Raw genomic sequence first — 25,719 nt, 5'->3', positions numbered from 1 at the left:
AAAGGGGCTCGTTTAACACAGTGGAAAACCTGTATTAAACGAGCCTTCTTATAGCTCTACTTTAGATTGAGCCACAATCTTTCTTTTTTTCTCTTTTACTGAACGTCTTTTCAGCTCATGAAAACTAATAAATGTTTTCTGTTCCTCGTCCCATAGTCGAAACTTAAGGGACTGTAAACTTGTTTTTAACGTAATTGTTGGGACGTTTTGAAGAGGAACTGTTTTGTTATGCACTTCTTCTAATTTATAGTTCGGCACTCGTGGACTTAAGTGATGAACATGGTGAAAGCCAATATTTCCTGTTAACCACTGCAAAGGCTTTGGAAGCTTATAAAACGAGCTCCCTTCAACAGCAGCTTGAACATAGTTCCAATGCTCATCTTCTTCAAAATAAGAATCTTCAAATTGATGCTGCACGTAAAAAAGCCAAACACCAATTGTTCCTGAAATCAAGAAAATGGGGCCTTGCACTAGCAAGAAGTTCTGCCATCCGAGTGTAACACAACAAAGTGTCACAATAAGGGCAATCGCAACGTTTGTAATATATGTGTTCCATCTTTCTTTCTTCTTTGCTCCTTTTTTATTGAAGCGGTTTGTTAAAAGGAACACGTATGTTGGTCCAAGTCCAAACATGATAAGTGGATTTCGATATAAACGATACGCTACTTTTGTCCAAAAAGAAGCTTCCTTATATTCATTCACTGTAAGCACCCACATATCCCCAACGCCACGTTTATCTAAATTTCCGCTTGTAGCATGGTGAATAGCGTGGCTATGTGCCCACTGGTTGTAAGGAAAAAGCGTCATAATTCCAGTTATAGTTCCTACAATTTTATTGTAACGTCGATTTTTAAAGAACGAATGGTGACAACAGTCATGGAAAATAATAAAAATTCGTGTAAGAAACCCCGCCGCAATAACAGTGAAAGCAAGCGTAAGTAGATAAGAAACGTCTAAAGATTGATAAGCAAGAAACCATAAAGCAAAAAACGGAACAAGTGTATTTACTAATTGTCTAACACTCGCCTTTGTGTCCGCTTTCTCATAAGGAGATACATCTTTTCTTAATTGCTTTTGTTTATTCATATTTTTAATTCCTTCCCTCATCGTTATCTTTCATTATAGAGAAGAAAAAAATTAGCTTGTAGTAGCACATGTCATATATAGAGTATGACAAATGTCATATTCCCTATATTTCTTGTATATAGAACGCCCTTTCTTCACAAAATAACGTTACTACTTAGATAGCAAGGAGGTAAAAACATGAACATAAGGGGCGTTTTACAAGACATAGAGTTTTTAAATCAACCTCAAATCCCTCATTTAGAGATTCACTCTATTTCTTTTAATTCAAAGAAGGTACAAAACGACTCTCTTTTCGTAGCCATCTCAGGCGGACAGTTTGATGGTCATCATTACATTGAGGATGCAATCAATAGAGGAGCAGTGGCTATTGTTGGGGAAAAAGAGATGAAGTCCCCCCTTCCCGTTCCTTATTTTCGTGTTAGAAATAGCCGTGAATCACTTGCTAAACTTTCTTCGAATTTTTATCATAACCCTTCCAAAAAACATATGATGATTGGTGTAACAGGTACAAATGGAAAAACGACAACAACATTTATATTAAAGCACCTTTTTGAAGAACAAGGGTTAAGCTGTACAATGATTGGCTCTGTTATGAACATCATTAATGGGGAAAATCGCCCTTCAATAGCAACAACACCAGATAGTTTAGAACTAAACCGTATTCTTTCTGAAAGTAATGATGATGTCGTGATTATGGAAGTTTCATCACACGCCCTAGCGCAAGCCCGCGTAGAAGGACTTGCATTTGATGCTTGCTTGTTTACGAACTTAAGTCATGATCATCTTGATTATCATGGTAGTCTTGAAGAATACTTTTTAACAAAAGCACGCCTTTTTCAACAGCTTAAAGAAAGTGGAAAAGCCATTATAAATATTGATACTGAATGGGGCGAAAGGCTTTTTTCAATGCTACAGCAAAAAAAAGTAAACTCGCTCTCTCTCAGTCGTCTTCATGATGCAGATTATAAGATTCTTCATGTGCTTTCTAATCAATGCTCTTCAGCGTTGCTTGTTCATCAACATCATAAGGAAGTGTATATTCATCTTAATATGCCTGGTGAACATAACATTTACAATGCTGCAATGGCTTATATTACAGGGATTGAACTTGGTTTGGATAATCAGAAACTGCTCTCTAGCTTAAAAACGTTTAAAGGGGTACCAGGACGTTTTGAGATGTTTGATTATCGTGGAGCAACAATTGTTGTAGACTATGCCCATACAGCAGACTCTTTTTCTTATTGTCTAAATGCAGCGAAAACATGTGGAGCAAAAACTATTCGCCACGTCTTTGGATTTCGGGATGGACGTGACCAATCAAAACGTGCAGAAATGGTTCAAGTATCAAGCTCACTTTCAGACGAATATACGCTAACGCTTGACGATTTAATAGCAGTCTCTCCTACAGATATGCTCCTTGAGCTAACAAAACTGCAAAAAGAGGCTGGTAATAGGAAAGGAATTGTAACAAAAGACCGTACAATCGCCATTAAAGAAGCTATTGAAAAAAGCACTAAAGGTGACTGGGTGTTTGTAACAGGCAAAGGAAATGAACAATACAAAAACACCTATGCGCTTCCGTATTCTTCAGATATTGAAACTGTTCAATACGTAATAAAGAAAAATACTCGTTGTGAAGAAACACCACAATCTTTTCACGAAGATGATCAACAGTCATTTCTATAAGAACTCCTTTGACGTTTTATAAACTAATCATCCGGGTACACCTGTTGATAGAAGGAAATGAAACGTTCAGGGAGGTTTTTGGTTTATGAGTCGATTACAATCTAAAACAGCCATTATTACTGGAGCAAGCTCTGGTATTGGAAAGGCAACAGCAGAACGATTCTCTAAAGAAGGAGCAGTCATTATTTGTGCTGATATTAAAAAAGATGCGGTAAAAGATGTTGCGGATCACATTAATGAGCAAGATGGTAAGCATATGCTTACCATCTAGATATTTCAAATCAAGATGAAGTAATGAAGTTTGCTGATGAGATAAAAGAAAAGTTTGGAACAATCGATATTTTATTCAATAATGCTGGTACAGATACAGAAGGCGGAAGACTTCATGAGTATCCTGTTGAATTGTGGGATAAATTAATGTCTGTTGACTTACGAGGTACGTTCCATGTTAGTAAATATTTTATTCCACTTATGCTTGAAGAAGGCGGTTCAATTATTAATAACTCCTCTGTCTCAGGCCTTGCAGCAGACCTTGATCGCTCAGGTTATAATGCAGCGAAAGGCGGTATTACGAACTTAACAAGAGCGATGGTCATTGACTATGCAAGAGATGGAATTCGCGTTAACGCCATTGCCCCAGGAACAATTGAAACCCCTCTTCTTGATGATTTAATGGGATCAAAAGCAGGAAAGAAATTTCGCGAAGCATATAAATGGGTGGATCCAATGGGCAGACTTGGCACCCCTGAAGAAGTTGCAGGCGTTGTTCTTTTCCTAGCTTCTGATGATAGCTCATATGTTACAGGTGAATATGTTACAGTAGACGGCGGTCATATGGCATACACTTGGCCAGGCAAAATGCTAAACGAAAAGCTCTAAAAGCGTTATAATAAAATTGAAAAGGAGATGAATATAATGACTAAAAAAGTACAAATTGGAAAAACAGATTTATATGCAAACCCAATTGGATTTGGTGCTAATGCTGTTGGAGGACATAACCTTTATCCAAACCTTGATGAAGAAGTCGGCAAAGACCTTGTTCGCACAGCATTAGACAAAGGAATTACACTGCTAGATACAGCTTTCATTTATGGTCCAAAACGTTCAGAAGAATTGATTGGCGAAGTATTACAAGAAAGAGGAAATCGTAGCGACGTTATCATCGCAACAAAAGGCGCTCATAAATTTGTTGGTGATGACACTGTTTTAGATAATTCACCAAGCTTTTTAAAACAATGTGTAGAAGATAGCTTACAACGCTTGCAAACAGACTACATTGACTTATTTTATATTCATTTTCCAGATGAAGATACGCCAAAAGATGAAGCTGTTGGCGCACTAAAAGAACTAAAAGACCAAGGTAAAATCCGCTCTATTGGTGTTTCAAACTTCTCTCTAGAACAGTTAAAAGAAGCAAACAAAGATGGCTATGTTGATGTTTACCAAGGTGAATACAACCTTTTCCAACGTGATGCAGAAAAAGAACTGCTTCCATATGCAGCAGAGAACGGCATTTCTTTCGTTCCATACTTCCCGCTTGCAGCAGGACTTTTAGCTGGTAAGTATAACAAAAACACAAAGTTTAATGACTTACGTGCAGATATGCCTTTATTCCAAGGTGAGAAGTTCCAAGAAAGCCTTGCAAAAGTAGAAAAACTTCGTGAAATCGTTGATAAAAAGCCGCAAGACATGGCAAATGTTGTGCTTGCATGGTACTTAACACGCGATGCGATTGACTTAGTTATTCCTGGTGCGAAAAAGCCAGCACAAATTGAATCAAACCTACAAACATTAGATGTTGAACTATCACCACAAGAAATTAAAGCAATTGATGAGATTTTCAGCTAATAAACAAAAACCTGCTTAGAGGACAAGCTCTAAGCAGGTTTTTTTAGTCAAAGCGGCGTTTTTTGTATGTGATAATAGTAGCCACAACGGCAACAATAGCCCATACTCCTAATACAGCTATATTTTTGGTAATATCACCTAGTTCGGCCCCTTTGCTAAGTTCAATCAACGCCGATGAAAATTGCTCACTTGGCAAGTATTCTATAATGTTTAAGATCGTTTCATTTTCCATCATTGCCTTTATTGTTGAGGCCATTCCAAAAACAATTAATATAGGCATACCAATGATAGAAGTTTCCATAACGGTTTTTGACACCAAACCAAGCATTGTCCCTATTCCAATAAACGTAATAATGTTAATAAGAGAAAGAAGAATAAAAAGTCCTAGAGAAGGAATCTCATAGTTTGATAAAAGGATACAACCGACAATAATGAATATGGTAGCAAATGCTGACAAAAGACTTTTTCCAATAAATACTTCTATTATACTCGCAGGAGAAAGCAGTAGTCCTCTTAACGTATTTTTCTCTTTTTCTTCCGCAACCATTGCCGACTGAATAAAGGCTCCAGCAATAACAAAAGCAAAGTTGATGGCAAACAAAGCCCCAACTTCTCCAGCTCCCATTCTGTCATACATGATAGCAAAAACAAGTGGAAGAGCCAATGTAACAAGAACATAGCTGTTTCGCATTAAGTCTTTCCAATCTTTCATAAAAATAGCTTGAATGCGTTTATACGATAAAATCATCACAGTTCCCTCCCCGTTAGTTTCACAAATAGGTCTCCTAGTGTTGGTTCATTTGAATGAATTGTTAATAGCTCTCCTTGTTTCATATAGTTATAAATTTCTTTTGCCCCTTCTTCATTTGTTTCCACAACAACCTTTCGCTGTCCTTTTAAAAGCAGAGAAACGGTTGAGTCACTATGTTGACTGCGCAGTTTTTCAGGAGCATCAAAAAGTCTAACTTCTCCATTATGAAGAAAAGCAACCCTGTCACAAAGCTCTTCCGCTTCAAGCATATCGTGCGTTGTTAAAAAAATTGTCGTCCCTTCTGCATTTAACCTTTTCAATCCTTTATGAATATGCTTAGTATTTACAGGGTCTAGAGCTGACGTTGGTTCGTCGAGAAACAATAATTGAGGCTTGTGCAAAATAGCCCTCGCCAATGTAACACGCTGTTTCATTCCTTTTGACAATTTTTGAATACGCGTTTTCTTTTCTTCTACTAAATTGACATCAACAAGAACTTCATGAATACGACGTTTATCTATTTCATATAAGTCACAATAAAGAGCTAGGTTATCATAGACAGTAAGACGATCATATAAACCACTGTTATCTGTTAATACACCAATTCTTTTCATATATTGAGGATCTTTTAATTTCTTAAGAGATGTACCAAACACTTTCACATCTCCACCTGTTGGTTGAAGCTGTGCTGTAAGGATTTTAATTGTCGTTGTTTTCCCTGATCCACTCGGCCCTAAAAATCCGATTGTTTCTCCTTTTTTCACACTAAATGATACGTCTTTTAAAGCTGTCTTATTTCCAAAAGACTTTACTAGGTTTTTCACTTCGATTACGTTTTCCACCAATTTCGCTCCCTTTCACCAAACCAACTTAAAATGTGGCTTGTTGCATTTGTTACTTTAAGTTTAGAGAGAGATGAGCTTACCTGCATTAAAATAAAGGTGAAAAGAGTATAGAACATCTTAAAAGGAGTCATTTTGAAGGTGAATCAACACCTTTTCAAGGTAAAACTTACATGTTGAGGAGTAAAAATTAGATTTTAAGAATTTGTTTTAGTTCTGCTAAATTTCCTTTTGAAAGAGGAATCGAACTTTTTTTGGTATCTTCTAATACAAGACTATAACTATTTCTTGTCCATGTAATAACTTCTCGTACCTTTTGTAAATTGACAATATACGAACGATGACATCTAAAAAAGCCAAATGGTTGAAGACGATTGAACAGTTCATTTAACGTATATGTACAAGGAAACGCTTCTTCCTTTACATGAAGATATGTTGTCCCTTCATTGCTTTCAACATAAGAAATTTCCGTAGGATCAAAAAGAATAATTTTATCATCCACTTTTGCTGGAATCTTCTCAAAGTTAATCGGCTGGATCTCTTCTACTGTTTTCTCTTCTTCCTTTACTTCAGAGTCAGAAGCTGTACCCATTACTTCTATTTCCTCCACAACTTTAATTTTCTTCATTCCATCTTCGTTTAGCTTGTAGACATGATTTGTAAGAAGCACAGCACTTTCAAAATTACTTGTTGTAATTAGAAAAGAGGTACCTTGTGCTGCAAGCTCTTTAATGACCTGTTGGATAATAAACTTGCTCTCAATATCTAAATTTTGATCAGGTTCCTCCATTAAGATTAACTGCGGATGATGTAAAATGGTTTTAGCAAGCTGAAGTCTTTTTTTCTCTGAATAAGAAAGTTTACCAACCTTACTTTGCCGAAGCTCCGTTAATCCTGCCTTATGTATATATTCTTCAACGTCTACTGCAACATCATACAATCGTTTAAATAGCTGCAAGTATTCTTTGACTGTTAAGCGTTCGTACATTCCTTCATTTAATGAAAAGATTCCTATCTTGTTCGCTATCTTATGAAATGGGCAAGGGTATTTTTCATCTAAAAGGGTTATTTCTCCGTTCAATACTGCTATTTCTCCACTAAGCATGCCTAATAGGTTCTTTCCCACTTCACTATTGCATTGAATAGCAACAATTTCCCCTTTATCAATATGTAGATTCATTTTTGGAATCGTAATGGTATTTCCCTTTCGTTCTTCAACATTTTTCATACTTAAGATAGCCATGTTTCATATACACCTTCCTCTCTTCTGCTTAGAAATGCGTTCTCTTTACATAACAAGGTCCACTTTAAAATAAAGTGAACCTTGTTATGATCTATTCTTCTTTTCGATGAAAGAAATTAGTTATTAATATACTTCTCGTAAATCTCTCCATAATCTTTTAAATGATATTGCTCGCGAGCAGATGTTAACCATTTGAATCCAAAGTCTGTTAAATCATGGTATGTTTTAGAAAGATTATTATCATCTGTTCTTGAATTTTGCAGTACTTGAACTGCCTTATCTAAACTTTGCGAAGCCATGTTTATATAAAGATCATTCTCATACGTAATTTCAGAAATGCGAAGAAGTGCTTTATATAAATCTTTTAATTGATCAATCTGACTCTTTTGGACATCAATATCAAATCTTTCATTTCCAAGCGTGAATTTAATTTCAACGTCCATATCAATTTTACCTGCGGTTTCTAACACCACATTGCCAATTTTATGTTGGGTATATGGATAGCGCTTCAATGTTCTCTTTGACGAAACAGCATTTGCTCCATCAACATGGATGATTGCTAAATTTGTGAAGCAATATTCATCCGCTTTTGTTTTAATTAAAAAATAGATTTTTTCATCATCTTCATGCATTACATAGTCGTCTGCATCTGTTTTATCATAGTCAGCAGGGCTGATAATCTTCCCAACGTCTGATAATCCTAATGCATCTGAAGCCATCTTTTTAAACATATTTTCGCATCCTTTCTCCTAAAGAGATTGTCGTTGCCTCCCTAATTTTAACAAGTCTCTCCCTGAATGAAAACTGATTTTTCACATATTTTATATAAAAAAAGCTACGAAGTTGTTCGCAGCCTTTTTCCTATTTCCCTTCATTTGTCCTCTTCTTTTTTCTTTCACAAGTCCAATGTCACGCATTTTCTTTAAATGTTGACTTATAGCAGGCTGACTTATGTCATATAATTCAACAAGCTCACATACGCACCGTTCCCCTCCTTCGAGAACTTTCATTATAGACAAGCGCATTTTATCGCCCAAAATTTTAAGAACTGCTGCCGCACCTTCAATGCTCAGCTCTTGATTTACCATCCTTCTCCCTCCTTTATATAAGCATTTTCTTATATAAAACATCATATAACCATATTATATAATCAACCCGATTTCATAAAAAAACGACGCAGAAAAGATTGGACTCTGCGTCGTTTTTTCGCTTATTTATACGCCTACATAAACGCGGCGTGCTACACGTTCTACTTCTTCTGCCACTTTCTCATGTACTTCCGGTTGAAGCGGATCTGGTACAAGATCTCCATGTTTTGTACAAGAAGCAATTGCTTCTGCTGCAGTAACAAGCATCTCGTGGTTCACTACTTTACTTTTAGCATTAAGAGCTCCTCTAAAAATTCCTGGGAAACCAAGCACATTATTAACAGAGCGTCCGTCTGCAGCATATGCAGCGCCAGCTTCTAATGCTACTTCAGGCTCAATTTCTGGTCTTGGGTTTGATAAAGCTAGAATAACTTGTCCACTTCTAACAAACTCTTTTTTAATAAGACCAGGAACCCCTGTTGTTGCAATAACAATATCACACGTTTCCATTAACTCTTCAATGTTTGATGAAGTTTGTCCACCATATTCTTTTAAGCGATTCGTTGCCATTTCTGATTTGTCTGTTCCATAAACAGCTTGAACCCCATATGCCATAAACATACGACAAATCGCAACGCCTGCAGCGCCAAGGCCAATTTGTCCTACTTTTGCTTCTTTCAAGTCAATGCCTGCGCTCTTACAAGCAGAAATAGCTGCTGCAAGTGTAACAACTGCTGTACCATGTTGATCATCATGCATAACAGGGATGTTTAATTCTTCTTTTAAACGATCTTCCACTTCAAAACAATGTGGTGAACCAATATCTTCAAGAAGAATTCCACCAAAACCAGGTGCGATATTTTTTACTGTACGAATAATTTCTTCCGGATCTGTTGTATCAAGTAAAATAGGCACACCACTAATTCCTGCTAGCTGATCAAAAAGAGCAGCCTTCCCTTCCATAACAGGCATTCCTGCAACAGGACCGATATTTCCAAGCCCAAGAATTGCTGTTCCATCGGTTACAATTGCTACAGAATTATTAATTGTTGTGTAGATTTCAGCTTTATCTGGTTCTCTTTCAATAAGGCTACAAACATCAGCAACGCCCGGTGTGTACACACGGCGCAGTTCTGCTAGAGACTTGATTGGCATCTTACTCTTCATCGCAATCTTCCCGCCTTCATGTGCTGAAAGAACTTCGTCTGAAACGGTATGAAGCTTAATGCCCTCTTCTAACCCTTCGATTGCTGTAATAATTTCATTTAACTGTTCTTCTGTTTCTACTTGTACAGTAATATTACGCATCGTATAAGTTGGACCAACTTTTACGGTTTCAACTTCACCGATGTCTGCTCCTACAAGACCAATGGCCGTTGCAACTTTGCCTAGATTTCCAGGAACAGTAGGTGTTTCAATCATAAGCGTGCGAATCATATGTTTAGTAATCATTTACTGCTTTCTCCCCTTTATACTCTGTCTCATCTGAAGGTAAATTTTCATCAACATACCAAATGAATTTTCCTGTATATCCATAAATAAGTGCAAGTCCTAATGCTACAAAGCTAAGCCACATAAATGGTAAATATGCAAATGTCGAAACTCCAAGGATACCTGCCATATATATACCATTATCAGACCATGGAACCATACCAGACGTCAATGTTCCGCCAACTTCTGTGTTACGTGACAGGATTCGGCGATCTAGCTTCAGCTTATCGTAACTTTTCTCCATAATTTTTGGAGTCAAGATTAACGATACATACATTGCACAACCTAATACATTTCCTAGAAATGCTACAATTAAAGTTGACAAAGTCACGTTTCCTGCAGATGTCAGTTTCTTTTCGAAAGTTGCTACAATAACTTTTAATACTCCTAGCTTTTCTAAGAGTCCACCAAATCCTAGACCAAATATAATAACAACAAGTGTATCAAGCATACCAACAATACCACCGCGATTTAGGATACCGTCCATAAACTCTACACCAGTATCAATTGAAAAACCTTTGTAAGCTGTATTGATTGCATCCGCAAAATCCATACCTTGAAATACAGATGCCCAAATAGCCCCTAATAGAGCACCAATAACAATAACAGGCATTGATGGTTTCTTTAACGCTAATAGTACAACAACAATAATAGCCGGAATAAGCATCCAAATCTCAATATCAAAATGTTTTTGTAATGAAGATTTTAAAAACTCTACTTTCTCTGTATCAATGTTTCTTCCACCATACACAAATCCAGTAATTGTAAATAAGATAGCTGTAATAATATATGCAGGAATTGACAAGACCATCATTGCTCTCACATGGCGTAAAATATCTACCTTTGAAAGAGATGAGGCAAGTACTGTACTATCAGATAGTGGTGATAACTTGTCTCCAAAATATGCACCAGACAATACAGCTCCCGCTACAAGCGGAAGTGGCATCCCTAGTCCTTCTCCAATTGCAATCATTGCGATACCTGCTGTTCCAACTGTTCCCCATGATGTTCCTGTTGCAACAGACATAATAGAACAAATGATAAGAGTTGCTAATAAGAAGATACTTGGATGAATGAATTCTAATCCATAATAAATAAGAGTTGGTACAACCCCACCTGCAATCCATGTACCAATTAAAGCTCCTACAGATACAAGAATTAAGACAGCTTCTAATCCATTTGAGATTCCATCCATAATTGATTTTTGTAAATCTTGATACTTATGACCGAGTCGAACACCTAGAATAATAACGAGAAACCACGATATGAATAATGCCATTTGAATCGGTAAATCAAGAAACACCGTAAATGACAACACAAGCGCAAGAAATGCTCCTAATATAATCACAATTTCAGGTATTGTTGGTAATCTTACTTCCTTCATGCATAATCCCCCTAGTTGAAAATAATAGTAAAACGCTTACATTTAATACTGTTATAACGTATATTACTATACTTCCTCATCCCCAAGCTTGCAACATTTAGTCCATACTTCCTGTATAGACTAAATATTACAATGTTCCTTTTATTGTTTATCAAAAAGCTCTTCCCCAGCAATTCCTGGTTTCGTCATTTCAAAAGGATTTAAAATAACATCGAGCTCTTCTTCTGTTAATACATCATTTTGCAAGCAAAGTTCTCGAACAGACTTACCTGTTAAAATGGCTTCTCTCGCAATACGTGCCGCTGGTTCATAGCCAAGATGTGGGTTTACTGCTGTAATAATACCAACGCTTTTTTCCACATACTCTGTCATACGAGCTTCGTTTGCTTGGATTCCTTTCAAGCAATGATCTGTAAATGAACGGAATCCATTGTTCATAATGCTAATGGATTGAAGTAAATTAAAGACAAGCACTGGCTCCATAACATTTAATTCAAGCTGACCTGCTTCAGAAGCTAAGCATATGGTATTGTCGTTTCCAATCACTTGGAACGCAATTTGGTTGATAAGTTCTGGCATAACAGGATTTACTTTGCCTGGCATGATTGATGAACCAGGTTGGCGGGCAGGAAGGTTAATCTCATTTAAACCTGCTCTTGGACCTGAGGCCATTAGACGAAGGTCATTCGCAATTTTAGACATGTTCATCATACATACTTTAAGAGCTGCTGATACTTCTGTATAAGCATCAGTATTCTGTGTTGCATCAACAAGATGATCTGCTGTCACAAGAGGTAAATCACTAATACGTGCTAAATGTTTCACAACAGATTTAATGTATTTCGGATTTGCGTTTAATCCTGTTCCAACGGCTGTTGCTCCCATATTTACTTCATAAAGGTGCTGACGAGATTGCTTAATTCGCTTCATATCGCGCTCTAAAACGCGGCTATATGCTTCAAACTCTTGACCAAGTCGAATTGGCACAGCATCTTGAAGGTGTGTTCGACCCATTTTAATCACAGAATCAAACTCTACCGCTTTTTTCTTAAATTCTCCTTGCATGTACTCCATCGTTTCAAGGAGCTTTTGGAGCATTTTTAATGTAGAAATATGAATAGCTGTTGGAAAAACATCATTTGTTGACTGTGACATATTCACATGAGAGTTCGGGCTTAAATGATTGTACTCTCCTTTATTGTGAGCTAAAATTTCGAGTGCTCTATTTCCAATTACTTCATTAGTATTCATATTCATAGATGTCCCTGCTCCGCCTTGAATAGGGTCAACAATAAACTGATCATGCCACTTGCCTTCTAGAATTTCATCTGCTGCTTGAACAATAGCATTGCCAAGTCCTTCATAGAGACGTTTCACATCCATGTTCGCAAGAGCTGCAGATTTTTTCACAACGGCTAATGCTTTAATCATTTCTTCATGAATGCGGTATCCTGTAATTGGAAAGTTTTCTGATGCACGAAGCGTTTGAATGCCGTAATATGCATCTTTTTTAATTCTCTTTTCACCAAGAAAGTCTTTTTCTATACGATGTTTTTCTTGAATTTCTACCATGTGTAAAACCCTCTTTCTCCCCTATTAGCTTAAAAATTTTTATAAAACAACATCATCAGCAACAGGTGTTTCCATAATCCGCTTAACTTCATGTAAATCCGGAGATTGTCCTAATGCCCACATAAGTTTTGGTACAATAGCTTCTGTATTCATATTTCGAGAACGAATGATAAGATCTTGATTAACACGTCTACCAACTTCGTAGATGCTCATATCTTCCCCTTCTTCTAAACATTGAGTTGTAATAACAACAACTATACCACTCTCAACAAGCTCATTAATTTTTTCTAAAATATTGCGTTCTTCAAACGGAATGCCACCGCTTCCATAACTTTCAATCACAATACCTTTGTAAAGGCCTTTTAAAGCATCAAACATTTCAGGTTTTAGTCCTGGATGCAGTCTTAACAGAAGAACATCTGTACAAAGAGACGTATCAACTGTAAATTTATGCTGTTCTTCCTTTATTTTTTTGTTGTATTCAATCCCATCTTCATTTATAAACGCTATATAAGGATAATTAATACTTTCAAAAGCATCATAGCTTTTTGTTCTTAACTTAATCGCTCTTGTTCCTTGAATAACGCGGCCATCAAAGACAACATAAACTCCTCCAACGCCTTCACAAGCAAAACGAATAGCATCTGTGATGTTCTTCTTGGCATCTGTTTTCTTAAATGTAATAGGAATTTGTGAACCGGTAATAACGATTGGCTTTCTTGCATGCTGAAGCATATAAGAAAGAGCTGCAGATGTATAAGCCATTGTGTCTGTTCCGTGCGTAATGACAAATCCATCATATTCATCGTAATCTTCCTTCACAGCGTTCGCCATCTTCACCCAATCTTCAGGCTGCATGTTTGTACTATCAAGATTCATGAGTGATTTTGTTTCCATTGTGTAATCATTATCAAGCTCTGATACATAACTCAACAGCTCATCTGCTTTTACAGCTGGCGAAAGTCCATTTTCTCCTTCAACTGAAGCAATGGTTCCCCCTGTTGTTAATAATAATAGCTTTTTCATTCCCCACACCTCTTCACCTGTAAATGACTTAATCTTAAGATGATTCACAAAAAGCATTCGCTTTCTGCATACTTTTAACTCAATTATAGACAAGGATTTCAGAATTAGCAAGGTAATATTATTCAATTCGCGTACACCTTAAATATCCTTTATGATATAATACTTTATAAGCAAAAGGAGCGGAAAAGAGATGAACTTAGATCGTTTAACAGAATTACGAAAAAAGAAGAAGTGGTCTCTTCAATACACAGCAGACCGCCTTGGCATCGCAAAAAGTACATATGCTGGCTATGAATCTGGCTATAGACGCCCTTCATTTGAAGCGCTTGCTTTATTAGCTGACCTTTTTGAAACAACGTGTGATGATCTACTTGGGCGCACACCCCATCATGAACAACTCTCTCTTGAAGTCACAGAACCAAATAAATTAACTGTTGATGGTAAAACGCTGACAGAAGAAGAAGCCATAGGGGTTGTGGCTTTTGTTCGGGCTAGGAGGGCCATTGAGGAGAGAAGATAATCTATCCTTTACTATGATTGATTTAGTATCACTCTAATAAAGAAAGGGATTTTCCTTTTGTGGAGCATCCCTTTCTTTTTTTATAGATACTTCCTTCTCTAAAATAAATAATATTTTATGCATAAATCCCCCTCTCTTTGGGGAATACCTTATATGTATGATTGATTATTTTTCCAAGGAGGGATTAGGATGGAAGATAAGAAAAAACCAACAGAGAATGGAACTTCTGTAAATGGTGAAGGTGATGCACTAGATAAGCGTATGACAGAAGGTGAACATGAAGATACACTCACAACTCGTCAAGGTCATCCTGTTCAAGACAATCAAAACATCCGAACAGTCGGAAATAGAGGACCTGCAACGCTAGAGAACTATCATTTCATCGAGAAAATTTCACATTTTGATCGCGAACGAATTCCAGAGCGCGTGGTGCATGCGCGTGGTGCAGGTGCACACGGATATTTTGAAACATACGGGAAAGTAGGAGATGAACCTGTTTCTAAGTATACGCGTGCTAAAGTGTTTGAAGGAGCTGGTAAACAAACGCCTGTCTTTGTGCGCTTCTCGTCTGTTATTCATGGCGGTCACTCTCCAGAAACGCTTCGGGATCCACGAGGTTTTGCGGTTAAGTTTTATACGGAAGACGGAAACTGGGATCTAGTTGGAAACAACTTGAAAATTTTCTTTATTCGGGATGCCATCAAATTCCCAGATATGATTCACGCTTTTAAACCAGATCCTGTCACAAATAGACAAGACAGCGAACGCTTTTTCGATTTCTGTAGCAATTCACCTGAAGCAACACATATGGTAACGTTTGTTTATTCTCCATGGGGAATTCCAGCAAACTACCGCCAAATGCAAGGCTCTGGCGTTAATACATACAAATGGGTAAACAAAGAAGGAAAAGCTGTTCTTGTTAAATATCATTGGGAACCAAAGCAAGGGATCAAAAATTTAACACAGCAAGAAGCAGAAGAAATCCAAGCAAAGAACTTTAATCATGCAACACAAGATTTATATGAAGCAATTGAAAGTGGCGACTATCCAGAATGGGAGCTTTTCGTTCAAATTTTAAGTGATGATGATCATCCTGAGCTTGATTTTGATCCGCTTGATGATACGAAAATTTGGCCAAAAGATCAAATCCCTTGGCTTTCTGTTGGAAAAATGGTTTTAAATAAGAACCCAGAAAACTATTTTGCAGAAGTAGAGCAAGCAGCATTTGGGACAGGCGTGTTAGTTGATGGTCTTGATTTCTCTGATGATAAAATGCTTCAAGGAAGAACATTCTCTTATTCAGATACGCAGCGCTATCGTGTTGGACCAAACTATTTACAGCTGCCGATCAATGCACCGAAAAAGCATGTTGCAACAAACCAGCGTGATGGACAAATGGCTTACTACGTTGATAAAGCACCTGGTCAAAATCCACATATCAATTATGAACCATCTTCGCTAGGAGGATTAAAAGAAGCTCCTCCTTCTGGAAAAGAGCATACGCCACACATTGAAGGAAACCTTGTTCATGAAAAGATTGATAGAACAAATGACTTCAAACAAGCTGGCGAAACATACCGTGCATTTGATGATGTTGAACGAGATGATTTAATTCGTAACCTTGTCGATGGTTTAGCTCCTTGTAAGCCTATCATTCAAGAAAAAATGATTGAGTATTTTACAAAAGCAGATGAAGATTACGGCCGCCGTGTTGCAGAAGGATTGAAAAAACGCGGAAATGCTGATCATCATGGTCCACTAGGCGCAACGGAAACAAAAGAAACAGTGGAGAAAGCAAAAAACATGGGACATGATACAGACTCTTATTAAAAAAAACGTGAGCTTTTACAGCTCACGTTTTTTACTCTCTTATTGATTATCTATCTTTATATGTACGCAGATAGCATCACATCATGATAGACAATACTTTAAAGACAAGCGCCCCTAATAATGCTGTCAATGGCAATGTAATTACCCACGTCAGCACAATACGTTTTGCTGTGCCCCACTTTACAGATTTAAACTGCTGAGCAGATCCAACTCCCATGATAGAAGAGGAAATAACATGGGTTGTACTTACAGGAAGTTTTAATGCTGTAAATCCGAAAATAATAAGTGCTGATGATATATCAGCTGCTGCTCCACTTGCTGGTGTCAGCTTCGTAATTTTCCCACCAACGGTCTTAATAATCTTCCATCCTCCAACAGATGTTCCAAGAGCCATTGCAGCTGCAACTAAAATTTTAATCCAAAAAGGCACCGCTGTTGAGCTTTGATAGCCTGATGTAATCAGTGCCATTGTCATAATGCCCATTGTCTTTTGTGCATCATTTGTTCCATGTGAAAACGACTGCAGCCCTGCCGTTACCATTTGCAGTGAGCGCATTCTTCTATTTGTTTTATACAGAGGCAAGTTTTTAAGTGTACGTTGAAAAACTTTCATAATCAGGAATCCAATAATAATTGCAATAATCGGCGAAATAATCAACCCTTGTACAATTCCAAAAAAACCTTTGTAGTTCAAAATATGAACACCGCCAGCTGCAATAGCTGCACCTGAAATAGAACCAACAAGAGCATGTGAGGAACTACTTGGGATGCCAAAATACCATGTGATTAGATTCCAAAAGATAGCGGAAATTAGCGCTCCTAAAATAACGGCTGATCCGTTTTCCAATGAAAATGGATTAACAATGTCTTTTGTAATCGTTTCAGCAACGCCTGAAAATAATAGGGCTCCGCCAAAGTTGGCACAGGCAGCAATTAGGATTGCTGTCCGAGGTGATAGAGCTCTTGTTGTCACAGACGTAGCAATGGTATTAGCCGTATCATGAAATCCATTAATAAAATCAAATACTAATCCTAATATAATAATAAGAATTAGGAATAAAGGTAGATGTTCGATAGCAAATCTACCTCCTTACTTTTTTATTGTTGTTTGTTGAGGTTGATATCTATATCTTTCCTCTTCTACCGTCAGCAATTCAATCTGGAACATTTTCTTTCTTCAATACGGAAAGAACAACTAACACTCATCGTGTGCCACTCTAATGATGTTCCAACCTTAAAATTATTTCAGCAGACGTATAAAACCCTTTAATAACTTTTTCGAAAAGATATTAACAAAGTTAAGTATAATCTCAACAAACCCTACTTCTTATTTTAACATTATTAAACCTACTATCCTATTTTACTTTTGCAATTTTTTGCTTACTATATTTACTTATTTATTTTTCATCTCGAATCATAAAAAAGAAGAGCTTTCTTACAAAAACTCTTCCCTTTCTTGACCTTATTTTGTTTTTTCAAAAATTAGTTCAAAATTGTCAGCACTTCCTACAGTTCCTGTTCCAGGGGCAAAGATTTGAATGAAACGCCATCCTTCTTCTGCATGCTGTTGAATAATCTCTCGGTAATCCTCTTTTGATGTACTTTTTAATAATCCATGTTTTAACTCTATTTGTACAAACTTGTATTCATACATTAAATTTTCCTACTCTCTCTATTTTTATAAGTATTGTACCATTTATAGATATATTTTACATTCCATAAGCATTAAAAAAGCATATGCTCTGATCAGAGCATATGCTTTACTTTTATATAATAAAAAACCACCAAAATATGTATTTGGTGGAGACGGTGGGAGTCGAACCCACGTCCAAAGATATTGATACTTAAGCATCTACGAGCGTAGTCGGCATATTCGCAATTCGCTCTCTCTTATGCCTACCGACAGGCGTCCGAGGAGCTAGTCTGATTAGTCTCTTCTTAAGACCTCAGACGGTGGCCTTAAGCGTAGCCCACTTCATAGTGAACCCTCTACACTTCCACATGGGCGATGGAAGGAAAGGGCCTCTAGCATTATGCTGCTAAAGCGAAATTGTTTTGTTTGCCAGTTATAATTAACTCGACGTTAGTAACGAGGACGATCCCCCCGGCTCGCAACTCAAGCTCAAACCATCCCTGTCGAATCCGTAACGTCCCCATATAAAAGGTTATCGAAACGGGACAACTATAAGTTTAAGCTTAGCTGTCGCTAGTTACTGGCTGTGTTACATTTCTTATTATAGCACATACGTTCTTGAAGTCAAATGTAAAATTTTAGGAAGTTACATTTTCTGACGTTCGCGGAACGCACGTTCAACATCGCGTTTTGCTTCTTTACGCTTCAAGTCTTCACGCTTGTCATATTTCTTTTTACCCCTTGCAAGCCCAATTAAAACTTTTGCGTATCCATTTTTCAAATACAGTTTTAATGGAACAAGAGAATAACCTTCTTGCTTCGTATCACCAATTAATTTATTAATTTGTTTACGATGTAAAAGTAGCTTTCGTGTGCGCAATGGTTCATGATTGTGGCGATTTCCTTGCTCATACGGACTGATGTGCATGTTATGAAGAAACACTTCTCCATTTTGCACGCGTGCGAACGAATCTTTTAAGTTAACGCGCCCACCACGAATAGCCTTAATTTCTGTTCCTTTTAATACTAAGCCCGCTTCATATGTTTCTTCAACAGCAAAATCATGACGAGCTTTTTTATTTTGGGCAATGAGTTTCCCTTCTCCTTTTGGCATAAAACACGTTCTCCCTTCAAACAACGAACATCTAGCGTATTATCTATTGTAACAGATTTTATAATCTGCTCTCAACTTATGAGAGGCTGCCAAAGGCAGCCACCCTGTTATTTACGCTTACGTCTCTTTTTCTTTAATCCTGGTGCTCCTTCATAGAAAGCTTTACGCTTTCTCTTCTTTTTGTCAGAAGGCGGATTTGTTGACCATTCTTCTTTTTTCTTACCTTTTGTAGTTGGTCTTGTGCGCTTATTATCGTTTTTAATGACTTTCGGACGATCCATGCGGGCACGCTTTTTGCTGCCTTTCATGCCAACAATTACGAAGTCAATTGAACGCTCGTCTTTGTTTACACTAGCAACTTGGACCTTCACTTCATCGCCAATGCGAAGCACATTTCCTGTTCGCTCTCCGATCATAGCAAAGTTACGCTCGTCATAATGATAGTAATCATCAGACAAGTCACTTACATGAACAAGCCCTTCAATTGTGTTAGAAAGCTCAACAAAGATACCAAATTTGGTTACTGAGCTAATAATTCCTTCGAATTCTTCTCCAACCTTGTCTGCCATGAATTCTGCTTTTTTGAGGTCATCTGTTTCACGCTCTGCATCAACTGCACGACGCTCACGATCTGATGTATGTTTCGCAATCTCTGGCAGACGCTCTTGCCACTTCTCTTGTGTTGCACTATCTACTTGATTTTGAACTAAATACGTTCGAATAAGACGATGAACAATCAAGTCTGGATAACGACGGATTGGTGACGTAAAGTGTGTATAAAATTCTGTTGAAAGTCCGAAATGGCCTAGGCTCTCATGAGAGTAGCGTGCTTGTTGCATAGAACGAAGCATTACAGTTGAAATAACCATTTCTTCTGGGCTTCCTTGTACAGCCTCTAACACTTCTTGAAGTGCGCGTGGATGGATTGAGTTTCCCGTTCCTTTAACGGCATACCCAAAGTTTGTAATAAACTCTAAGAAACGGTTGAGCTTATCTTCTTTCGGATCTTCATGAACTCGGTACATGAATGGGATATTCATCCAATGGAAGTGCTCTGCTACTGTCTCGTTTGCTAGAAGCATAAACTCTTCAATCAGTTTTTCTCCTACTGAACGCTCATACAATCGAACATCGCTTGGATGCCCTTCTTCATCTACAAGAACTTTTGCTTCTTTAAAGTCAAAATCAATTGCCCCACGGTCCATTCGTTTTTGTCGTAGGATAGCAGCCAGCTTTTCCATATCTTCAAACATCGGAACAAGTGGCTCATATTTAGTACGAAGTTCTTCATCTTTATCTACAAGAATCTTGTTCACATCTGAGTAAGTCATTCGTTCCGTTGTCTTGATCACACTTTGGAAAATTTCATGCTTTACAACTTCTCCCTTTGCGTTTACTTCCATTTCACATGAAAGCGTAAGACGATCAACTTTCGGATTTAAGGAACAAATTCCGTTTGAAAGGCGGTGTGGAATCATTGGAATTACGCGATCTACTAAATAAACGCTTGTCCCGCGGTCAGCTGCTTCCACATCAATTGGCGAACCTTCTGTAACATAGTGACTAACGTCTGCGATATGAACTCCTAACTTATAGTTTCCGTTCTCAAGTTCTGTAACGGTAACTGCATCATCTAAGTCCTTAGCATCTGCACCGTCAATTGTTACAATTGTTTCGTTACGAAGATCACGACGGTCTTTTAAATCACTTTCAGCAATTGTATCTGGAACATCATTCGCTTGGTCAATAACCTCATCAGGGAATTCAACAACAATACCATATTTATGAATAATGGAAAGAATATCAACCCCAGGGTCGTTTTTATGACCAAGAATCTCTTTGACTTCTCCTTCTGCATTCATGCGGTTATCAGGATAACTTGTCAGCTTTACGATAACTTTATGGCCGTCAATTGCTCCATTTTGAGCATTTTTTGGAATGAAAATATCACTCTTAAACTTTTTGTCATCTGGTACTACAAAACCGAATCCTTTGCTCTGTTCATATGTACCAACGATTTCTTGAACCCCTCGCTCAAGAACCTTCATAACGGCTCCTTCACGCCTTGCTCCTGATTTTTCCACAGTAATACGAACAAGAACCGTATCGCCATGTAGAGCGTTCCCTGAATCACCTGGTGGAATAAACACATCTTGTTCAATTGTGGCATCTTCAGGACGGACAAATGCAAATCCTTTTGCATGACCGATTAATTTACCTCTTACTAAATTCATTCGCTCAGGTAAACCGTAGCGGTTTGTTCTTGAACGAACGATAAGCCCCTTCTCTTCCATTTCTACAAGAGCACGGACAAATGTTTTGAATTCAGATGAATCTTCAATGCCGAATACTTCTTCAAGCTCTTTCGTTGTTAATGGTTTATAGCTTTCTTCTCGCATATAGGCAAGAAGACGATCAATATGATTTTGAATGTTTTGATCCATTGTCAACCTCCTTGTTTTCAATATTTGGTCTACCAGTCTAATGACTCCAAGAAGTTATATACATCTTCATGAAGTACATCACGTTCTTTATCTAATGTGATAACATGGCCTGACTCTTCATACCATTTAATATCTTTCTTTGTTGATTCTACTTCGTTATAAATAATATTGGCACTGTCCGTATTAATCATATGATCATGACGCGCTTGTGCAACAAACGTTGGAGCATATACCATATCCACATTATGACGAACATCTGAAATCAATTCTTGTAATGCTTTTAGGGTTTCCATTGGTGCCTTCTTAAATTCCTGCATTTCATTCTCAATTTCTTCTTCTGTTTTTCCTTGGCGTTTCTTAAATTCACGAGCATATTCTAGAACACCATTGTACATTACTTCTTCACTTTTAATATACATTGGAGCACACATGGGCACTATACCCTTTACAGGTACAGTGTAACCTAATTTCAGCGAAAATACGCCGCCAAGTGAAAGACCTGCTACTGCAATATCATCAAAGCCTTTTTCCTTTAGGAAGTTATATCCTTCCATCACGTCTTTCCACCAATCATCAGGACCTGTGTGAACTAGTTCTTCAGGAGGCACACCGTGTCCTTTATATTGAGGAGCATGGCATGTATAACCACGCTTTTCTAAGTAACGACCAAGCATCCGAACATCTGCTGAATTGCCTGTAAATCCATGCAGTAAGAGAACTGCTTTATCTCCACCTTCAAATGTAAATGGTTTTGGTAACGTAATCTTCATTATGTATCTGCTCTCCTTTTTCTTTCGATAGTGATTTTCTGCCTGTCTATTTAAAAATTCCCTTATATGGTCTTTCTTAATCATAATCTAAACAAGCGTTTATTTAAACAAAAAAGGGCCAGCTTATAATAAGCTCGCCCATTTAAAACTTACCGTACGACACTAAAAGTGTAAGAACAAAGAATAAAACAGAAAGAACAACTGTAATGCGGTGTAGAACAGCATCAATACCACGGGCTTTCTGTTTCCCAAAAAGTTGCTCTGCTCCTCCTGAAATTGCACCTGAAAGTCCAGTACTTTTACTTGACTGAAGAAGTACAACAATAATTAGCGCGATAGCTACGATAATGAGTAATGTCATAAGAACTGTATGAAGCATTTATAAAACACCTCCCGGTTAAACACACGTTTCCAATATTTTAAATTTATCATAAAAACAATAGGGTTACAAGGATAGAGAAAACATGTTAACAATACGTTAACAAAAGTGCTTATAACTATAAAAAAGCTCCGCTCAAGCACTGAGCGGAGCTTCCTATTCATTCACCTTATTTTTTAAGGTTGTAGAATGATTTAATTCCATCGTATTTCGCAACTTCACCAAGTTGGTCTTCGATGCGAAGTAATTGGTTGTATTTTGCAACACGGTCTGTACGAGATGGTGCACCAGTTTTGATTTGACCTGCGTTTAATGCAACAGCAATGTCAGCGATTGTGCTATCTTCAGTTTCACCACTGCGGTGAGAGATAACAGCTGTGTAACCAGCGCGTTTAGCCATTTCGATTGCGTCGAAAGTTTCTGTTAACGTACCGATTTGGTTAACTTTGATAAGGATTGAGTTTCCAACACCTTGTTCAATACCTTGAGCAAGTTTGTTTGTATTTGTTACGAATAGGTCGTCCCCTACTAATTGAACTTTGTTACCGATACGCTCAGTTAGTAATTTATGACCTTCCCAGTCGTTTTCGTCAAGACCATCTTCGATTGAGATGATTGGGTATTTAGAAGCTAATTCTTCATACCAGCTTACCATTTCTTCAGAAGACTTTACAACGCCCTCGCCAGAAAGATGGTATTTGCCGTCTTCTTTGTTGTAAAGCTCAGAAGATGCTACGTCCATTGCTAACATAACTTGTTCGCCTGGTTTGTAGCCAGCTTTTTCGATTGCTTCAATAATTGTTTGTAGTGCTTCTTCGTTAGAGCTTAAGTTTGGTGCGAAACCACCTTCGTCACCTACAGCTGTGTTGTAACCTTTTCCTTTAAGAACTGATTTTAAGTTATGGAAAATTTCAGCGCCCATGCGAAGAGCTTCTTTGAAGTTTTCAGCACCTACAGGCATAACCATGAATTCTTGGATATCAACGTTGTTATCCGCATGCTCTCCACCGTTTACAATGTTCATCATTGGAACTGGAAGAGTTTTTCCGTTTACTCCACCAAGGTATTGGTAAAGTGGCATATCGTAGAAGTCTGCAGCTGCACGAGCAACAGCCATAGATACACCAAGGATTGCGTTTGCACCTAGTTTACCTTTGTTATCTGTACCATCAAGCTCAATCATAGATTTATCGATTGCAACTTGGTCAAATACGTCATAACCAATGATTGCTGGAGCGATGATTTCATTTACGTTTTCTACTGCTTTAAGAACACCTTTACCAAGGTAACGTTCTTTGTCACCGTCACGTAATTCTACTGCTTCATATTCACCAGTAGATGCACCACTTGGAACTAGAGCGCGTCCCATAGCACCTGTTTCTGTGTAAACTTCTACTTCAACTGTTGGATTCCCACGAGAATCTAGTACTTCACGAGCATAAACATCAACAATAATAGACATATAAATGTCTCCTCTCTTATTTGATTAAAGTTTTTCCTGTCATTTCTTTTGGTTGTTCTACATCTAACAATGTAAGCATTGTTGGAGCTAAGTCAGCTAAAATTCCGTCTTCGCGTAACTCTACACCATCTCGTGTTACGATAACCGGTACCGGGTTAGTCGTATGTGCCGTATGCGGAGTTCCTTCTTCAGTGATAATAATGTCAGAATTACCATGATCAGCAGTAATAATGGCATCTCCACCTTTTGCAAGAATAGCATCAACAACTTTGCCTAAGCACTCATCAACAGCTTCGATTGCCTTGATTGTTGGCTCAAGTTTCCCAGAGTGACCTACCATATCTGGGTTAGCAAAGTTTAAGATAATAGCGTCTTGCTTGTCCCCTTCAATTTCTGCCAGTAACGCGTCCGTCACTTCATAAACAGACATTTCAGGTTTTAAGTCATACGTAGCTACTTTTGGTGAATCAATTAGAATACGTGTTTCACCTGGGAATTCCGCTTCACGTCCACCACTCATAAAGAACGTCACGTGCGGATATTTTTCAGTTTCGGCAATGCGAAGCTGTTTTAAGTTGTTTTGTGAAAGAACTTCACCAATTGTGTTGTCTAAGTTTACAGGCTTAAACGCCACAAATCCGTTAACTGTTTCACTAAAACGTGTTAAGCAAACAAAGTGTAAGTTTTTCGGATAATTTTCGCCACGCTCAAACGAACGGAAATCTTCGTTTGCGAACGTATTTGAAATCTGGATTGCGCGGTCAGGACGGAAGTTATAGAAGATGATTGCATCTTCGTCTTCAACTTTCCCAACAGGTGATCCATCTTCATCAACGATAACAGATGGTAAAACGAATTCATCATAGATACCGTTTTTGTAAGAGTCTTCAATCACTTCAAGCGGATCTGTGTATGTTGGGCCTTCACCGTAAGCCATAGCACGGTAAGCTTTTTCAACACGATCCCAACGCTTGTCGCGGTCCATTGAATAGTATCGACCAGAAAGAGTAGCAATCTTACCGATACCAACCTCTTTAATTTGTTCTTGAAGAGCTTCAATATACTTACGAGCTGTTTGTGGACCTACATCACGGCCATCAAGGAATCCGTGAATGTAAACTTCATCAAGGCCTTGTTTCTTCGCTAAACGTAAAATAGCGTATAAGTGTTCAATATGACTATGAACACCGCCATCAGAAAGCAAACCAAAAGCGTGAAGCTTTTTGTTGTTTTCTTTTGCATGCGCGATTGCGCCTACAATCGTTGCGTTTTCTTCAAACTCACCTTCACGAATTGCCAAGTTTACACGTGTTAAACTTTGGTAAACAATTCGTCCAGCTCCGATATTTAAGTGCCCTACTTCAGAGTTCCCCATTTGGCCCTCTGGTAGTCCTACTGCTTCACCACTCGCTGTTAGCGTTGCGTGAGCATGCTCATTCCAATAACGATCGAAGTTAGGTTTTTTCGCTTGAGCAACGGCATTTCCGTACTCTTCATTACGCAAAGCAAACCCGTCTAGGATGATTAATGCTACTGGTTTTTTAGCCATT

The 25,719-nt window shown here is 37.9% G+C and carries 21 protein-coding genes, 1 other RNA gene and 2 pseudogenes; 5 read left to right on the top strand and 19 right to left on the bottom strand.

The annotated features are described in order from the left end of the window. Window positions 1–48: 48 nt before the first annotated feature. A complete protein-coding gene (locus tag MOC86_RS05865; RefSeq protein ID WP_268583224.1) occupies window positions 49–1,086 on the bottom strand; it encodes a fatty acid desaturase in 1,038 nt (345 codons plus the stop codon). Window positions 1,087–1,263: 177 nt separating this feature from the next. Between MOC86_RS05865 and MOC86_RS05860 the strand changes: the two genes are divergently transcribed. The 3 genes and pseudogenes from MOC86_RS05860 (at window position 1,264) to MOC86_RS05850 (ending at window position 4,620) form a co-directional block, all read left to right on the top strand. Continuing rightward, window positions 1,264–2,772: a UDP-N-acetylmuramoyl-L-alanyl-D-glutamate--2,6-diaminopimelate ligase gene (locus tag MOC86_RS05860; protein ID WP_268583222.1), complete on the top strand. Its 1,509-nt coding sequence runs from the start codon at window positions 1,264–1,266 to the stop codon at window positions 2,770–2,772. Window positions 2,773–2,857: 85 nt separating this feature from the next. Continuing rightward, window positions 2,858–3,651, top strand: a pseudogene (locus MOC86_RS05855) (SDR family oxidoreductase). Window positions 3,652–3,687: 36 nt separating this feature from the next. Continuing rightward, window positions 3,688–4,620: an aldo/keto reductase gene (locus MOC86_RS05850; protein WP_268583220.1), complete on the top strand. Its 933-nt coding sequence runs from the start codon at window positions 3,688–3,690 to the stop codon at window positions 4,618–4,620. A gap of 43 nt (window positions 4,621–4,663) precedes the next feature. Here the strand turns inward: MOC86_RS05850 and MOC86_RS05845 are convergent, their stop codons facing one another. From MOC86_RS05845 to MOC86_RS05805, 9 genes and pseudogenes are all read right to left on the bottom strand, one after another. Continuing rightward, the gene (locus MOC86_RS05845; RefSeq protein WP_268583218.1) at window positions 4,664–5,368 is read right to left on the bottom strand and encodes an ABC transporter permease; all 705 of its coding nucleotides are present in this window, start codon (window positions 5,366–5,368) and stop codon (window positions 4,664–4,666) included. Further along, window positions 5,368–6,213 carry an ABC transporter ATP-binding protein gene (locus MOC86_RS05840; RefSeq protein WP_111924081.1) on the bottom strand — a complete coding sequence of 282 codons (846 nt, stop codon included), beginning with the start codon at window positions 6,211–6,213 and terminating at the stop codon, window positions 5,368–5,370. Before MOC86_RS05840 ends, MOC86_RS05845 begins: the two co-directional genes overlap by 1 nt. Before the next feature lie 190 nt (window positions 6,214–6,403). Then, complete coding sequence (locus tag MOC86_RS05835; protein ID WP_268583217.1) at window positions 6,404–7,456, bottom strand: LytTR family transcriptional regulator DNA-binding domain-containing protein; 1,053 nt, start codon at window positions 7,454–7,456, stop codon at window positions 6,404–6,406. A gap of 116 nt (window positions 7,457–7,572) precedes the next feature. After that, a complete protein-coding gene (locus MOC86_RS05830) occupies window positions 7,573–8,187 on the bottom strand; it encodes a PH domain-containing protein (protein WP_268583216.1) in 615 nt (204 codons plus the stop codon). Window positions 8,188–8,331: 144 nt separating this feature from the next. Further along, a pseudogene (locus tag MOC86_RS05825) lies at window positions 8,332–8,544 on the bottom strand (ArsR/SmtB family transcription factor); the annotation flags it as partial. 126 nt (window positions 8,545–8,670) lie between these two features. Beyond that, a complete protein-coding gene (locus MOC86_RS05820; protein ID WP_268583214.1) occupies window positions 8,671–9,996 on the bottom strand; it encodes an NAD-dependent malic enzyme in 1,326 nt (441 codons plus the stop codon). Next, window positions 9,986–11,419: a Na+/H+ antiporter NhaC gene (gene nhaC / locus MOC86_RS05815; RefSeq protein ID WP_268583213.1), complete on the bottom strand. Its 1,434-nt coding sequence runs from the start codon at window positions 11,417–11,419 to the stop codon at window positions 9,986–9,988. The genes MOC86_RS05820 and nhaC overlap by 11 nt, the downstream gene beginning before the upstream one ends. Before the next feature lie 141 nt (window positions 11,420–11,560). Beyond that, window positions 11,561–12,991 (bottom strand): aspartate ammonia-lyase, encoded by a 1,431-nt coding sequence (gene aspA, locus MOC86_RS05810; RefSeq protein ID WP_268583212.1) that lies wholly within the window; start codon window positions 12,989–12,991, stop codon window positions 11,561–11,563. Between the two features lie 39 nt (window positions 12,992–13,030). Next, on the bottom strand, window positions 13,031–14,017 hold the full coding sequence (locus MOC86_RS05805) for a type I asparaginase (RefSeq protein WP_268583211.1): 987 nt from the start codon (window positions 14,015–14,017) through the stop codon (window positions 13,031–13,033). Between the two features lie 190 nt (window positions 14,018–14,207). Between MOC86_RS05805 and MOC86_RS05800 the strand changes: the two genes are divergently transcribed. Together MOC86_RS05800 and MOC86_RS05795 are read left to right on the top strand one after the other, a co-directional pair. Further along, on the top strand, window positions 14,208–14,537 hold the full coding sequence (locus MOC86_RS05800; protein WP_268583210.1) for a helix-turn-helix domain-containing protein: 330 nt from the start codon (window positions 14,208–14,210) through the stop codon (window positions 14,535–14,537). A gap of 261 nt (window positions 14,538–14,798) precedes the next feature. Next, entirely contained in the window at window positions 14,799–16,367 is a 1,569-nt protein-coding gene (locus tag MOC86_RS05795) for a catalase (RefSeq protein ID WP_419146607.1), read from the top strand. Window positions 16,368–16,443: 76 nt separating this feature from the next. Here the strand turns inward: MOC86_RS05795 and MOC86_RS05790 are convergent, their stop codons facing one another. The 9 genes from MOC86_RS05790 to gpmI all read right to left on the bottom strand — a co-directional run bounded on the left by MOC86_RS05790 (window position 16,444) and on the right by gpmI (window position 25,718). Beyond that, on the bottom strand, window positions 16,444–17,442 hold the full coding sequence (locus MOC86_RS05790; protein WP_268583342.1) for an inorganic phosphate transporter: 999 nt from the start codon (window positions 17,440–17,442) through the stop codon (window positions 16,444–16,446). 387 nt (window positions 17,443–17,829) lie between these two features. Continuing rightward, complete coding sequence (locus MOC86_RS05785) at window positions 17,830–18,021, bottom strand: DUF4177 domain-containing protein (protein WP_268583208.1); 192 nt, start codon at window positions 18,019–18,021, stop codon at window positions 17,830–17,832. A 144-nt stretch (window positions 18,022–18,165) separates the two neighbouring features. Further along, window positions 18,166–18,522, bottom strand: a transfer-messenger RNA (tmRNA) gene (gene ssrA / locus MOC86_RS05780). 124 nt (window positions 18,523–18,646) lie between these two features. Next, on the bottom strand, window positions 18,647–19,114 hold the full coding sequence (gene smpB / locus MOC86_RS05775; RefSeq protein ID WP_019394950.1) for an SsrA-binding protein SmpB: 468 nt from the start codon (window positions 19,112–19,114) through the stop codon (window positions 18,647–18,649). Window positions 19,115–19,221: 107 nt separating this feature from the next. Continuing rightward, window positions 19,222–21,558, bottom strand: a complete 2,337-nt coding sequence (gene rnr, locus MOC86_RS05770) for a ribonuclease R (protein WP_268583206.1) — start codon at window positions 21,556–21,558, stop codon at window positions 19,222–19,224. A gap of 29 nt (window positions 21,559–21,587) precedes the next feature. After that, a complete protein-coding gene (locus MOC86_RS05765; RefSeq protein WP_019394948.1) occupies window positions 21,588–22,328 on the bottom strand; it encodes an alpha/beta hydrolase in 741 nt (246 codons plus the stop codon). A 142-nt stretch (window positions 22,329–22,470) separates the two neighbouring features. Continuing rightward, on the bottom strand, window positions 22,471–22,707 hold the full coding sequence (gene secG, locus MOC86_RS05760) for a preprotein translocase subunit SecG (RefSeq protein WP_019394947.1): 237 nt from the start codon (window positions 22,705–22,707) through the stop codon (window positions 22,471–22,473). 169 nt (window positions 22,708–22,876) lie between these two features. After that, window positions 22,877–24,169, bottom strand: coding sequence for a phosphopyruvate hydratase (gene eno / locus MOC86_RS05755; RefSeq protein ID WP_019394946.1), 1,293 nt, complete (start codon window positions 24,167–24,169; stop codon window positions 22,877–22,879). A 16-nt stretch (window positions 24,170–24,185) separates the two neighbouring features. Then, complete coding sequence (gpmI, locus tag MOC86_RS05750; protein WP_268583205.1) at window positions 24,186–25,718, bottom strand: 2,3-bisphosphoglycerate-independent phosphoglycerate mutase; 1,533 nt, start codon at window positions 25,716–25,718, stop codon at window positions 24,186–24,188. Window position 25,719: the final 1 nt, after the last annotated feature.

It is taken from the genome of Priestia endophytica (genome assembly GCF_026790145.1).
In the GTDB taxonomy this organism is placed as follows: Bacteria; Bacillota; Bacilli; order Bacillales; family Bacillaceae_H; genus Bacillus_I; species Bacillus_I endophytica_A.
This window is presented reverse-complemented; position numbering and strand designations above follow the sequence as displayed.